This window comes from Methylobacterium oryzihabitans, assembly GCF_004004555.2.
GTDB classification, from domain to species: Bacteria; Pseudomonadota; Alphaproteobacteria; order Rhizobiales; family Beijerinckiaceae; genus Methylobacterium; species Methylobacterium oryzihabitans.
In genome coordinates this window covers 41766-55394 of record NZ_SACP01000039.1, presented here as the reverse complement: position 1 = coordinate 55394, position 13629 = coordinate 41766, and the positions used below count along the sequence as shown (strand labels likewise).

Genomic DNA, 13629 nt, shown 5'->3' with positions numbered 1-13629 from the left:
CTGGCGCGGCACCGAGCAGCCCGGCCGGATCCTGATCCGGGATGCCGGCGGCCAGGAGGTGACGATCCCGCTCTCGTGGCGCGGCCTCGCGCCCGCCCTCGACGCCCTCGCCCGGGAGCGCACCTGAGGACGCGTCCTCGCCCCTGCGGGACAGGCCCTCGCGGACCATCCGCACGAAACGCCTCGACGGTGTGGCTGACGCGCGGAGCCCTTCGGCGGCCGCCAGGGAGGCTGCCCCGTGGCCGGCATCGGGGGGATCGCGCCGGCCCCGCGCGGCCGCGGCCGCAGCGCACCACCGCCGCGCGGCCGCGGCAGGCTGCCGCGGAACGCGCATCGGGCGTCGCCGTCCCGGATTCGATGCTGATACGGTGCCCGCTGGAGCAAGACCATGCGCGCACGGCCCGGCGGCATGGCCCATCGAACGGGCGCCGTCTCAGACATGCCGCTACAGGATCGACGCCGCGAAGACATCTGGTTCCCGCAATCCTTCTTCCGGCTCCGCATCGCCTCGGCGCGCCAGATCGACGAAGTCAACGCCTCGGGCGGGATCGCGGTCAACTTCTCCCGGACCGGGAGCGGCGCGGCCGATATCGAGATCGAGGGGACGCAGACCGCGAGCCTGAGCTTCTGGTCGACCCGGTCGTCGAGCGGATTCCTCACGGTCCCGAAGTTCAACGCCGACCTCCTCACGCTTCGCTTCGTCGAGAGCGGGCGGATGATCCGGCGCGACAGCGGCCGGGAGCATCTCGGCAGCGGCGGCTACGCCATGCTGGTGGCGTTCGAGGAGATGCGCAACGAGGAGGCGTCGGGCGACTTCGCGGCGGTCAGCGGGACGATCAGCCGGGCGAGCCTCATGGCGAGCTACGAGGTGCTCGAAGGCGCTCCGCACGGCGCGTTCCCGCAACTGGAGCCGGTCGCGCCGATGGACACCCCGCCGATGCGCGCGCTCCACTTGAGCTTCCGGGCGCTGCAGGCACGCCTCCGGCGGGCCGGCATCCAGAGCGACCTGTTCCGTACCCTGCTCGAGGAGATTCTCAGCTACCAGCTCCTCACCGCCTGGCCCGGGAAGAAGCCGCACCGGGAGGCGAAGCGGGTGTCGCGCCACTCGCACCATCTCGGGCGGGCGCTGGACTACATCGACGGCCACCTGTCGCAGCTGCTCCGGCTCTCCGACATCGCGGCCGCCGCCGGCATCAGCGTCCGGTCGCTCCAGATCAGCTTCCAGGCCGAGCTCGGCCGCACGCCGACGCAGGTCATCGCCGACCGGCGCCTCGACGCCGCGCATCGCGACCTCGCCGGCGGGTCGGACGACGCCGTCGGCGCGGTCGCGCGGCGATGGGGCTTCACCCACATGGGCGATTTCGGCCGGCGCTACCGGGAGCGGTTCGGCTGCACGCCGACGCAGACGCGCCGCGGCCGCGGGTCCTGAGGGCGGCCGCCCCCGGCCCGAGCGCCAGAAACGGAAACGATGCTTTTCGATCGTTTCCGTTTCGCCGGAGCGGGGGACGGCGCACATTCCTCCCAACGACGGCGCACCCGCCGCCGTCCCCCTGGGAAGGATCCTCGCCATGACCCGCCACGGCCTCCACCACGTCACCGCCCTCTCCGGCCCGGCCGCCCGCAACGTCGGCTTCTACACCACGGTGCTCGGCCTGCGGCTGGTCAAGCGGACCGTCAACTTCGACGATCCCGGCACCTGGCACCTCTATTACGGCGACGAGGCCGGACAGCCCGGCACGATCCTGACCTTCTTCCCGATCGCCCACGCGGCGCCGGGCCGGGTCGGGATCGGCGAGACCCAGGAGACCGCGTTCCGGGTGCCGCGTGCCTCGATCGGCTGGTGGACGCACCGCTTCGTCGAGAAGGGCGTGGCGCACGAGGCCCTGGTGCGGGCCTTCGGCGAGCCGGTGCTGCGGTTCCGCGATCCCGACGGGATGATGCTCGCCCTCGTCGGCACCGACGAGGCCGGCGGCGAGCCCGGCTGGACGGCCGGCGGGGTGCCGGAGGAGGCGGCGATCCGCGGCTTCCACGGCGTCACCCTGCTGCTGCGCGAGGCCGAAGCGACCGCCGCGATCCTCACCGACGTGCTCGGCTTTTCCGAGACCGGCCGCGAGGGCTCGGCGATCCGCTACGGCAGCGGCGCGGTCCCGGGCGGGTTCGTGACCCTGCGGGCGGTGGGCGAGTTCCTGCCCGGCCGCACCGGCGCCGGATCGGTCCACCACGTCGCCTTCCGGGCCGCCGACGACGCCGCGCAGGCGGCGATGGTCGAGCGGCTGCGGGAGCGGCACGGGCTGGCGGTGACCGAGCAGCGCGACCGCAACTACTTCCGCTCGGTCTACTTCCGCGAGCCCGGCGGCGTGCTGTTCGAGATCGCCACCGACGCCCCCGGCTTCGCGGTGGACGAGCCCGCCGACAGCCTCGGGCAGGCGCTCAAGCTGCCCGCCGGCCTGGAGCGCCACCGGGCCGAGATCGAGGCGGTGCTGCCGTCCCTCGACGCCCCGGACGTGCGCGCCGCCTGACCCCCACGAGCCGGGTCCCCTCGGGGACCCGGCGGGAGACCGATCATGACCAGCCTGTCCCTGATCCACCGCTTCGTGCCGGCGAGCCGGCCGGGGCGCCCTCCCCTGCTGCTCCTGCACGGCACCGGCGGCGACGAATCCGACCTGCTCGGCCTCGGGCAGACGGTGGCGCCGGGCGCGGCGCTGCTGTCGCCCCGCGGCCCGGTGAGCGAGAACGGGATGCCGCGCTTCTTCCGCCGCCTCGCCGAGGGCGTGTTCGACGAGGACGACATCCGGGTTCGGGCCGACCAGCTCGCCGGGTTCGTCGCCGAGGCGCGGGCCGAGTACGGCCTGCCGGCGCCGGTGGCGGTCGGGTTCTCGAACGGCGCCAACATCGCCGCGGCGCTGCTGCTGCTGCGCCCCGAGACCCTCGCCGGGGCGGTGCTGCTGCGGGCGATGCGGCCCCTCGCCGTGCCGCCGCGGCCCGACCTCGCCGGGCGGCCGGTGCTGATGCTGTCGGGGAGCCTCGACCCGATCGCGTCGGACGCGACCGCGACGGCGCTGGCCGGCGACCTCTCCGCCGCCGGCGCCGCGGTCGAGCACCGCCGGCTGCCGGCCGGGCACGGCCTGTCGCAGGCCGACGTCGCGTTGGCGCGGGCGTGGCTCGACGGGGCGGTGCCGGCCGCTGCGGCCTGATCGCGCGTCGACGCAAGGTTCGGACGTTGTTTTCGGGACCTTGCGTCGTCCTCCATTCAGCGTGATTTTCTTCAGATTCAGGAATTTCGATGAGGCGCAGGGTCCCCTCTCCCACTCGGGAGAGGCGACCCTGCGCTTGAATTTCTATAGTACTTCCAATTGGATCAGGTGCAGAAAACTCAAAACACCTGCCGCAGCGCCGCGTAGAGCAGGCCGGCGAGCAGCATCGCCGCCGGCAGGGTGAGCAGCCACGCGGCGGCGATGTTGCGCACCGTGCGCCATTGCAGCCCCGAGCCGTTCGCCGCCATGGTGCCGGCGACGCCGCTCGACAGGATGTGGGTGGTCGAGACCGGCAGGCCGTAGACCTCGGCGAGGCCGATCGTGCCGGCCGCCACCATCTCGGCCGAGGCGCCCTGCGCGTAGGTCAGGTGCTGCTTGCCGATCCGCTCGCCGACCGTGACCACGATGCGCTTCCAGCCGACCATCGTGCCGAGGCCGAGCGCGAGGGCGACCGACACCTTGACCCAGGTCGGGATGTAGCGGGTGCCGTCGTTGAGGCTGTGCTCGTAGGACTTGAGCGTCTTCGTCTCCGCCTCCGGGAAGGCGCCCTCGCGCCGGGTCAGGATGTGGATCGCGTCCGAGGCGAGGTACATGTCGTTGCGCAGGTTCGGCGTCGCCCCGGCCGGGACGTGGCGGATCGCGCCGTAGCTCGTCACCTGGGTCGCGATGTCGGCCGAGAGGGCGGCGAGGGCGGCGTGGATCTCGGGCTTGTCGAGGTCCTTGCTGCGCAGGGCCTCGCCGACCCGCGTCCGCGCCTGCGCGGCGTCGGGCATCGCGCCGCCGCCGGCGTGGCCGCGGAAGATGCCTTCCGCTTGGCGAGAGACCTGCACGAAGGCGGGCGTGGCCGATTCCTCCATCGTCCGGTTGAGGGCGTAGGCGGTCGGGGCGGCCCCGATCAGGATCAGCATGATGAGGCCCATGCCCTTCTGCCCGTCGTTGCCGCCATGGGCGAACGAGACGCCGGTGCAGGTGAGAATCAGCAGCCCGCGGATCCACAGCGGCGGCGGCGTGTCGCCCTCCGGCGCCCGATACAGCGCCCGGGTGCGGATCAGCGCCTTCATCGCCAGCAGCAGCAGCGCGGCGAAGACGAAGCCCATCAGCGGGCTGACCAGCAGGGCGCGCAGCACGCCGAGCGCCTGCCCCCACTCCACCCCGGAGGTGCCGTGGCCGTCGGGGGAGGCCGCGAGGAGCTGGTTGGCGAGGCCGACCCCGATCACCGAGCCGATCAGGGCATGCGACGACGAGTTCGGCAGGCCGAAGGCCCAGGTGCCGAGGTTCCAGACGATCGCGGCGATCAGCAGCGCGAAGATCATCGCGTAGCCGGCGCCGGACCCGACCTGGAGCACCAGTTCCACCGGCAGCAGCGTGACGACGCTGTAGGCGACCGCTCCCGAGGAGACCATCACGCCGAGGAAGTTGAACAGGCCCGACCACACCACCGCCACCGCCGGCGGCAGGCTGTGGGTGTAGATCACGGTCGCGACCGCGTTGGCGGTGTCGTGGAAGCCGTTCACGAACTCGAAGCCCAGCGCGATCAGCAGCGCGAGGCCCAGCAGCGCGAAGGCGCCGATGGCGAGCGGCGGCTGCCCGGCGGCGTGCATGTCGGAGACGAGGCTGTAGAGGGCGTAGCCGAGGCCGCCGACGAGCAGCAGCACGAAGGCGGCGATGCCGGCCGGGTGGATGCCGTGGTCGAGGCGCGGCCCGCTCCGGCGGGCCTCCGGGGCGGCCGGACCCGGGCCGGTCAGGCCGGCGGTGCCGGAGAGCGTATCGGGCATGAGGACCTCGCGGGATGAGGCGCGACGGGGGAACGCCTCCCCCTCCGGGCGAGGCGGGACGGATCAGTCGAAGGAGGGGAGCCGGATCCGCGCCGTGCCGACGTGCCGCTGCATCGGATCGAACCCTTGAGCCGTGCCGAGTCAACGGGCCAGGCGAGCTGAGCCTTGGCCCGGCCGTTCAAGCGTTTTCATCCGGTTTCGTTCCGTGAATTTTTCATGACACCGCGGAGCGACGACCCAGGGTCAGGCAAGATCTCGCCGGATGCCGGGTCAGCCCTTGGCCGCCATCCACTCCTCGAGGCTCGGCGCCACCATGTCGAAGCGGTCGCGGATGGTGCAGCAGGTCGCGCCGCCGAGGCGGGCGACGGCGTCGAGTTTTTCCGGATCGATCCGCAGGCGCTCGGCGTCGACGAGGTCGGCGTGGTAATGCGCGTGCAGGATCTCGCCGAGCACGATCTGGCGCGAGCGGCCGAGTTCGAGGGTGGTGTGGCGGCGGCACTCGAAGGCGGCGGGCGCCTCGGCGATGCGGGGCGCGGCGATGGCGGTGCCCGGGACCGCGGTCAGCCCGGCCTCGACCAGTTCGTCGGTGCCGGTCGGGAACGCGATGGCGCAGACGTGCATCGCCTCGGCGATGGCCCGGCTGACGATGTTGACGCAGAAGACCTCGGTGAGCCGGATGTTGCTCGCGGTGTCCTTGAACGACAGGTCGGCCCTGGTCTCGACGCCGAGCGCCAGGATCGGCGGGTCGTGCGACAGGCAGTTGAAGAACGAGTACGGCGCCGCGTTGACCCGGCCCTGGAGATCGACCGTGGTCACGAGGGCGATCGGCCGCGGCACGATCGAGCCGATCATCAGCTTGTAGCGGTCCCGCGGCGGCAGGGTGCGGAAATCGAAGGCGACGCCGCCGGCCGGCGGAGGAGAGGTGGTCATCGGGATCCCGGGCTGGTGCTGCTCCGTCAGGGATCCTGCGAGGCGCGTGCCACCTCCGGTTGATCGGGATAATCGACCCCGACCAGGGTCAGGCCGGCCGACGGCGCGAGGGGACCGCAGCGGGCGCGGTCGCGGGAATCGAGCACCGCGCGCACGCCCGCCGGGGTCAGGCGGCGGCCGCCGGCGAGCATCAGGGTGCCGACCATGCCGCGGACCTGATGGTGCAGGAACGAGCGCGCCGCGGTCAGCACCACGATCTCGTCGCCGGACCGGGCGACGTCGAGGCGGTCGAGGGTGCGCCAAGGGCTGTTGGCCTGGCACTCCGCCGCCCGGAAGGCCGAGAAGTCGTGGCGGCCGAGCAGTCCCTGCGCCGCCTCGTGCATCAACGCGGTATCGAGGGCCCAGGGCACGTGCCAGAGCTGCGCGCGGTCGAGGGCCGGCGGGCTGCGGCGGTTGAGGATGCGGTAGCGGTAGTGCCGCTTCACCGCCGAGTGGCGGGCGTCGAAGTCGGGTCCCACCACCTCGGCGGCGACCACCGCCACCGGCTCGGGGCGCAGATGGGCGTTGGCGGCGTCGCGCACCGTGTCGGTGCGCCAGTCGCGGTCGAGATCGAGATGCACGACCTGATGGGTGGCGTGGACCCCGGCATCGGTGCGGCCGGCGCAATGCACCCGCACCGGCGCCGAGACGAAGCGGGCGATCGCCTCCTCCAGCGCCTGCTGCACCGAGCGGTGGGTGGCCTGACGCTGCCAGCCCGCGAAGGCGGTGCCGTCGTACTCCACCACGAGCTTGTAGCGCGGCATGGCTCAGCCGAGGCTCTGCCCCGGCTCCAGGCGCCGGCCGCGCAGGAAGTCGGCGATGGCCATGGCGGGCTTGCCGGCGGGCTGCACCCGCAGGAGGCGTAGCGCCCCCTCCCCGCACGCGACCGTGCCGTCCTCGTCGAGGAGCGTGCCGGGGGCGCCGGAGCCCGCGGCCGGCGCGGCCTTGAGCACCTTCACCCGCTCCGGGCCGCGGCCGAGATCGGCGAGCACGAAGGCGCCGGGGAACGGCGACAGGCCGCGGACGTGGTCGTGCAGGGCTCCCGCCGGCCGCGCCCAGTCGATGCGGGCCTCGTCGTTGGCGATCTTGCGGGCGTATTCGACTCCCGCCTCGGCCTGCGGCGTGAACATCAGGCCGCCGCGCTCCAGGGCGCCGAGGGCCCGCACCATCAGGTCGGCGCCGAGCGGCATCAGCCGGTCGTGCAGTTCGCCGGCGGTCATGTCGGGGGCGATCGCCACCCGCTCCAGCATCGCGACCGGGCCGGTATCGAGGCCGGGCTCCATCCGCATCACCGCGACGCCGGATTCGGCGTCGCCGGCCATCACGGCGCGCTGGATCGGCGCCGCGCCGCGCCAGCGCGGCAGGATCGAGGCGTGCAGGTTGAGGCAGCCGAGGGCCGGGGCGTCGAGGATCGCCGGCGGGAGGATCATGCCGTAGGCGACCACCACCGCCACGTCGGCGCCGTGGGTGCGGAAGGCGGCCGCCGCCTCCTCGGTGCGCAGGGTCGCGGGGGTGAGCACCGGCAGCCCGAACTTTTCCGCCAGCGCCTGGACCGGCGAGGGCCGCAGCGCCATGCCGCGGCCGGCGGGTGCGGGCGCGCGGGTATAGACCGCCACGACCTCGTGGCCGCCGCCGACGATGCCGGCGAGCGTCGGCACCGCGAAATCCGGGGTGCCCATGAACACGACCCTGAGCGCCATGATCGGATCTCAGGCCGCCTCGGGGCCACGCTTGGCGGCCTTGGCGAACTTCTTCACCACGCGGTCGCGCTTGAGCTTCGACAGGTGGTCGATGAACAGCACGCCGTTGAGGTGGTCGATCTCGTGCTGGAGGCAGGTGGCGAGCAGCCCGTCGGCCTCCTGCTCGACGACCTCGTTGTCGAGGGTGCGGAAGCGGACCCGGACGCGGTCGGGGCGGACCACCTCGGCGTAGTATTCGGGGATCGACAGGCAGCCTTCCTCGTAGCCGCGGGTCTCCTCGGAGGCCCAGACGATCTCGGGGTCGATCAGCACCAGGGGGTTGCGGGCGTTCTCGTCCTTCGAGGTGTCGACGGTGACGATGCGGGTCGGCTCGCCGATCTGGATCGCCGCGAGGCCGACGCCGGGGGCGTCGTACATCGTCTCCAGCATGTCGGCGGCGAGCTTCTTCACCTCCCCGGTGATCGTGCCGACCGGCTCCGAGGTCGCGCGCAGGCGCGCGTCCGGCAGGATGACGAGGGGACGGATGGTCATGGGTGTGGAAACCAAGGCGCAGGGGCGCCCGCGGCGCCGTTCATCGTGCCCGCGGAGATAGGGATTCGCGCCGTGACGGTCAAATGAAGGGGGTCAGAACGCCAGGGCAATCGCTTCAGAGCGATTGCCCTGGTTTCCCGCTTGGCCTCAGGCGCCGGCGGCTGCATCCGCAGCCTTGGCTTTCGCTCCGCTCTGTGTTCGAGCGGACATTCGTCCCCTCGAACCCGCTCCGCGGGGGCGCTCTTCGCGCCCGCCATGCAGCGTCGCCCTGCGGGCGACCGCAGGACAATCGCTGAAGCGATTCCCCTGGTCAGAACGCCGTGCGCCGCTGGATCGCCGCCGAGAGGGTGCCCTCGTCGAGGTAGTCGAGTTCGCCGCCGACCGGGACGCCGTGAGCGAGCCGCGTCACCGTCAGGGACAGGTGGGCCAGCAGTTCGGTGACGTAGTGGGCCGTGGTCTGGCCGTCGACGGTGGCGTTGAGCGCCAGGATGACCTCGCGCACGGCCGGATCGCCGGCGCGCTCGACGAGGCGGGCGAGGTTCAGGTGCTCGGGGCGCACGCCGTCGAGGGCCGAGAGCACGCCGCCCAGCACGTGGTAGCGGGCCTTGACGGCGCCGGAGCGTTCCAGGGCCCAGAGGTCGGAGACGTCCTCGACCACGACCAGCATCGTCGGGTCGCGGGTCTCGTCGCGGCAGATGGTGCAGGGATCGGTGGTGTCGACGTTGCCGCATTCGTGGCAGACGACGATGCGCTCCACCGCGACCCGCATCGCGTCGGCGAGGGGGGCGAGCAGGCTCTCGCGCTTCTTGATGAGCTGGAGGGCGGCACGGCGGGCCGAGCGCGGCCCGAGGCCGGGCATGCGGGCGAGAAGCTGGATGAGCCGCTCGATCTCCGGCCCCGCAACGGCGTTCGGCATGGACGTCCCGACAAAGAAGGGGGTCCCGGGGTCTTTACCCCGGGCGGGTGCGGGCGGAGCCCGCCGCCGCAGGCTAGAACGGCAGCTTCATGCCCGGCGGCAGCGGCAGGCCCTTGGTCAGTTCCTCCATCCGCTCCTGGGCGGCGCGCTCGGCCTTGCCCCGGGCATCGTTCATCGCGGCGACGACGAGATCCTCCAGGATCTCCTTCTCGTCGGGGACGATCAGGCCGGGATCGAGACTGACGGAGCGGACCTGTCCCTTGGCGGTCATCGTGACGGTGACCGAGCCGCCGCCGGCGGTGCCGGAGACCTCGACGGTGTCGAGTTCGCTCTGCAGGTCGGCCATCTTCTGCTGCATGGCCTGGGCCTGCTTCATCAGCCCCATGATGTCGCGCATGCGTCGTCCTCGCGTGGTGGTGTCGGAAACCGGGTCGTGTCTCGTGCCCAATGTGGGGCACCGGGGGCGCCGGCGCTACAGGTCCGGTCCGTCCTCGTCGGGTTCGGGCGGCGCATCGCCGGATTCGGCCTCGGCGGCGCGCTCGCGCACGTCGACGATCTGGGCGCCGGGAAAGCCCTTCAGCACCGCCTGGACGAGGGGATGGGCGGCGGCGCCCTGGTGGCTGCGCTCGACGGCGGCGCGGGCGCGGGCGGCGAGCGTCGGCTCGCCCTGCTCCTTCGACAGGGCGACGACCCAGCGCCGGCCGGTCCAGTCGAGCAGCGCCCGGGCGAGGTCGGCGGCGAGCGTCGGGCGCCCGCCCTCGGCGAGGCGGAACTCGACGTGGCCGTCGGCGAAGCGGACGAGGTGGGCGTCGCGCTCGAGGGCGATCTTGAGGGTGATGTCGCGCCTGCTCTCGGCGAAGGCGACGATGTCCTCGAACCGGCCGAGGCGGGGGCCGGCCGGCTCCGCCGGGGGCGGCGCGGGGCGCGGGGCGGGCGCCGGCACCGGCGGCGCCTCGGGCACGGGCGGAGGCGGCGCGGGGCGGGCCGGCGGAAGGGCGCGGGAGGCAGCGGCCCCGCCGCCGGCGCTCACGCGGGCGGGGCCGTCAGCGGGGGGGAGGGTGGACCCTCCGGGCGGCGGGGACGCCCCTCCCCGGGCGCCCTCCTTGAGCTGGCGCAGCACCTCGTCGGGGGTGGGCAGGTCGGCGGCGTAGATGAGGCGCACCAGCGCCATCTCGGCGGCGGCCAGCGGCCGGGGCGCCGCCTGCACCTCGGGGATGGCCTTGAGCAGGATCTGCCACGCCCGCGACAGGGCGCGGACCGAGAGCCGGTCGGCGAAGTCGCCCCCGCGCTGGCGCTCGATCTCGCTCAGCGCCGTGTCGGCGCGGGCGGTGTCGGGGGCGAGCTTGAGGCGGGTGACGAGGTGGGTGAACTCGGCGAGGTCGGAGAGCACCACCGCCGGGTCGGCGCCGGCCTCGTGCTGGGCGCGCAGCTCCGAAAAGCTCGCCGGGGCGTCGCCGCGCATGGCGGCCTCGAACAGGTCGATGACCCGGGCGCGGTCGGCGAGCCCGAGCATGTCGCGCACCGTCCCGGCGCTCACCGTCCCGGCGCCGTGCGCGATGGCCTGATCGAGGAGCGAGAGCGAATCGCGCACCGAGCCCTCGGCGGCGCGGGCGATGGCGGCCAGGGCTTCCGGCTCGACGGCGACGCCCTCGGCGTCGCAGATCTTCTGGAGATGGGCGATCAGCGTCCCGGCCTCGACCCGGCGCAGGTCGAAGCGCTGGCAGCGCGACAGGATGGTGACCGGAACCTTGCGGATCTCGGTGGTGGCGAAGACGAACTTGGCGTGCGGCGGCGGCTCCTCCAGCGTCTTGAGGAAGGCGTTGAACGCCTTCTCGGACAGCATGTGGACCTCGTCGACGATGTAGACCTTGTAGCGGGCCGAGACCGGCGAGTAGCGGATGCCGTCGATGATCTGGCGGACGTCGTCGATGCCGGTATGCGAGGCGGCGTCCATCTCCAGGACGTCGATGTGGCGCGATTCCATGATCGCGGCGCAGTGCAGGCCGAGGCCGGGCATGCGGATGGTCGGACCGGCCTTCGGGTCTTCGGCGAGCGCGTAGTTGAGGCCGCGGGCGAGGATGCGGGCGGTGGTGGTCTTGCCGACGCCGCGCACGCCGGTGAGCATCCAGGCCTGCGGGATGCGGCCGGCCTCGAAGGCGTTGGCGAGGGTGCGCACCATGGCGCCCTGCCCGATCAGGTCGTCGAAGTCCTTCGGGCGGTACTTGCGCGCCAGCACCCGGTAGGGGGTCGCGGAGGGCAAACCGGGGAGACCCGGCTCGTCGGTCGAGGGCGTGCCGGAGGTCTCGTCCATGCGGTCGCGACGGGGCGCGGCGGAGTGCGCGCCGGAGGGTGATGAGGTGGGAGGCTGGACGAAAACCCGCTCGGTCTCGTTAGGGCTGCTTCCTTCCGGACCTGACCCGGTTGGCGAGTGAAACGTCCCTCGCCAACCTCCCGGGCGCTATATGAGCGGCGCCCGCCTGAAACGCAAGCGGGTTCGAGCTTCTTGCTTGGCCTCAGGCGCCGGCAGTCGCGTCCGTGACTTCGGCTTGCGCTCCGCTTACGCGTTCGGGCGGACCTTCGTCCCCCCGAACCCGCTCCGCGGGGCGCTTCTCGCGCCCGCCAAGAGGCGTCGCCCTTCGGGCGACCGCGGGACCATCGCAGACGCGATGGCCCTGCACCGTTTCAGAACGGCTTGTCGCCGACCCGCTCCTCGCGGGCGAGCCGCAGCAGGTTCTGGCCGTAGGCGGTCTTGGAGAACATCTCGCCGCGGGCGACGAGCTGCTCGCGGCCGATGAAGCCCTGGAGGTAGGCGATCTCCTCCAGGCACGCGACCTGGAGCCCCTGCCGGCGCTGGAGCACGCGGACGAACTCGCCGGCTTCCAGCAGGCTGTCGTGGGTGCCGGTGTCGAGCCAGGCGTAGCCGCGCGACATGCACTCGACGTGCAGTTGCCCGCGGTCGAGATAGGCCTGGTTGACGTCGGTGATCTCCAGCTCGCCGCGGGGCGAGGGCTTCACCGCCGCGGCGATGTCGAGCACTTGGTTGTCGTAGAAGTACAGGCCGGTCACCGCCCACGTCGATTCGGGGGTCTTGGGCTTCTCCACCAGCCGCACCGGCTTGCCGGCCCGGTCGAGGGTGACGACGCCGTAGGCCTCGGGGTGGTCGACGTGGTAGGCGAAGACCGTCGCGCCCTCGGCCCGGCCGCGGGCTCGGGCGAGCAGGTCCTGCATGCCGGCGCCGAAGAACAGGTTGTCGCCGAGGATCAGCGACACCGAATCGTCGCCGACGAAGTCGCGGCCGATGATGAAGGCCTGGGCCAGACCCTCGGGCCGGGGCTGGAGCGCGTAGGAGAACTGCACCCCGAACTGCTCGCCGGTGCCGAACAGCCGCTTGTAGTTGTCGAGGTGCTCCGGAGACGAGATCACCAGGATCTCGCGGATGCCGGCGAGCATCAGCACCGAGACCGGGTAGTAGATCATCGGCTTGTCGTAGACCGGCAGGAGCTGCTTGTTGATCGACAGCGTCGCCGGGTGGAGGCGGGTGCCGGACCCGCCGGCGAGTACGATCCCCTTCATCGGGTGGCCTCCTCAGGCGCGTGGGCGGGACCGATGAGCTGGTCCAGGATGTCGTCGAGGGCGCTCCGCCACGGCCGCGGCGACAGGCCGAAGTCGCGGGTGAGCGTCGCGGTGGAGAGTTCGGAATTGGCCGGGCGCTTCGCGGGGGTCGGGAAGGCCGAGGTCGGGATCGGCGTCACCGGCACCGCGCGGGCGCCGCGCGCCGCCGCGCCGTCCATGATCGCCCGGGCGAAGCCGCACCACGTCGTCGCGCCGGCATTGACGCAGTGATAGGTGCCGGTCGGGGCGGACGGATCGGTCGCGAGCCGCAGCGCGACGGCGGCGAGCGCCGCCGCGAGGTCGCCGGCCGAGGTCGGGCAGCCGTGCTGGTCGTCGACCACCGTGAGGCGGTCGCGCTCGCCGGCGAGGCGCAGCATCGTCTTGACGAAGTTGCCGCGGTGCGGGCTGACCACCCAGGCGGTGCGCAGAATCGCGTGGCGCGGGTTGGCGGTGCGCACCGCCATCTCCCCCGCCGCCTTGCTGGCGCCGTAGACGCTGGTCGGGTTGACCGGCGCGTCGGGGGCGCAGGCGCCCTGCCCGGTGCCGTCGAAGACGTAGTCGGTCGAGACGTGGACGAGGGGGATGCCGGCCCTGGCGGTCGCCGCCGCGAGATAGGCCGGCGCCAGGGCGTTGAGCCGCCACGCCGCCCCGACCTCGGTCTCGGCCTTGTCGACCGCGGTATAGGCCGCGGTGTTGACGACCGCCGCCCACGGCTCGGCGGCGACGATTCTCTCCACCGCGGCCTCGTCGGTGATGTCGAGGGCGTCGCGCGCGGGGGCCGAGACGGTGACGCCGTCGGGCCAGGCGTGGCGGGTGAGTTCGGTGCCGACCTGCCCGCCGCCGCCGAGGATGAGGATGCGCTGGCTCATGGC

13 protein-coding genes and 1 other RNA gene are annotated in these 13629 nt (G+C 72.9%); 3 read left to right on the top strand and 11 right to left on the bottom strand.

Features of this window, described 5'->3' with window-relative positions; all coding sequences use genetic code 11:
- Nucleotides 1-439 precede the first annotated feature (439 nt).
- The 3 genes from EOE48_RS25695 (at nt 440) to EOE48_RS25685 (ending at nt 3194) form a co-directional block, all read left to right on the top strand.
- The gene (locus EOE48_RS25695) at nt 440-1429 is read left to right on the top strand and encodes a helix-turn-helix transcriptional regulator (protein ID WP_187371551.1); all 990 of its coding nucleotides are present in this window, start codon (nt 440-442) and stop codon (nt 1427-1429) included.
- Between the two features lie 139 nt (nt 1430-1568).
- Entirely contained in the window at nt 1569-2519 is a 951-nt protein-coding gene (locus EOE48_RS25690) for a ring-cleaving dioxygenase (protein WP_127733728.1), read from the top strand.
- Between the two features lie 45 nt (nt 2520-2564).
- Nucleotides 2565-3194, top strand: coding sequence for an alpha/beta hydrolase (locus EOE48_RS25685; RefSeq protein ID WP_127733727.1), 630 nt, complete (start codon nt 2565-2567; stop codon nt 3192-3194).
- Between the two features lie 179 nt (nt 3195-3373).
- On the opposite strand, the gene EOE48_RS25680 is transcribed toward EOE48_RS25685, so the two are convergent.
- The 11 genes from EOE48_RS25680 to rfbD form a co-directional block, all read right to left on the bottom strand.
- On the bottom strand, nt 3374-5029 hold the full coding sequence (locus EOE48_RS25680) for an inorganic phosphate transporter (protein WP_127733726.1): 1656 nt from the start codon (nt 5027-5029) through the stop codon (nt 3374-3376).
- 270 nt (nt 5030-5299) lie between these two features.
- Nucleotides 5300-5959 (bottom strand): flavin reductase family protein, encoded by a 660-nt coding sequence (locus EOE48_RS25675; RefSeq protein ID WP_127733725.1) that lies wholly within the window; start codon nt 5957-5959, stop codon nt 5300-5302.
- 26 nt (nt 5960-5985) lie between these two features.
- Nucleotides 5986-6762 (bottom strand): tRNA pseudouridine(38-40) synthase TruA, encoded by a 777-nt coding sequence (truA, locus tag EOE48_RS25670; protein WP_127733724.1) that lies wholly within the window; start codon nt 6760-6762, stop codon nt 5986-5988.
- Between the two features lie 3 nt (nt 6763-6765).
- A complete protein-coding gene (gene fmt / locus EOE48_RS25665; RefSeq protein WP_127733723.1) occupies nt 6766-7698 on the bottom strand; it encodes a methionyl-tRNA formyltransferase in 933 nt (310 codons plus the stop codon).
- 9 nt (nt 7699-7707) lie between these two features.
- Complete coding sequence (gene def / locus EOE48_RS25660) at nt 7708-8229, bottom strand: peptide deformylase (protein ID WP_127733722.1); 522 nt, start codon at nt 8227-8229, stop codon at nt 7708-7710.
- A gap of 310 nt (nt 8230-8539) precedes the next feature.
- Nucleotides 8540-9145 carry a recombination mediator RecR gene (gene recR, locus EOE48_RS25655; protein ID WP_127733721.1) on the bottom strand — a complete coding sequence of 202 codons (606 nt, stop codon included), beginning with the start codon at nt 9143-9145 and terminating at the stop codon, nt 8540-8542.
- 73 nt (nt 9146-9218) lie between these two features.
- Entirely contained in the window at nt 9219-9542 is a 324-nt protein-coding gene (locus EOE48_RS25650; RefSeq protein WP_127733720.1) for a YbaB/EbfC family nucleoid-associated protein, read from the bottom strand.
- 75 nt (nt 9543-9617) lie between these two features.
- A complete protein-coding gene (locus EOE48_RS25645) occupies nt 9618-11456 on the bottom strand; it encodes a DNA polymerase III subunit gamma/tau (RefSeq protein ID WP_127733719.1) in 1839 nt (612 codons plus the stop codon).
- A 45-nt stretch (nt 11457-11501) separates the two neighbouring features.
- An RNA gene (gene ffs / locus EOE48_RS25640) (signal recognition particle sRNA small type) lies at nt 11502-11598 on the bottom strand.
- Between the two features lie 229 nt (nt 11599-11827).
- Nucleotides 11828-12718 (bottom strand): glucose-1-phosphate thymidylyltransferase RfbA, encoded by an 891-nt coding sequence (gene rfbA, locus EOE48_RS25635; protein ID WP_127733718.1) that lies wholly within the window; start codon nt 12716-12718, stop codon nt 11828-11830.
- A complete protein-coding gene (gene rfbD / locus EOE48_RS25630) occupies nt 12715-13626 on the bottom strand; it encodes a dTDP-4-dehydrorhamnose reductase (RefSeq protein ID WP_127733717.1) in 912 nt (303 codons plus the stop codon). The genes rfbA and rfbD overlap by 4 nt, the downstream gene beginning before the upstream one ends.
- Nucleotides 13627-13629 lie beyond the last annotated feature (3 nt).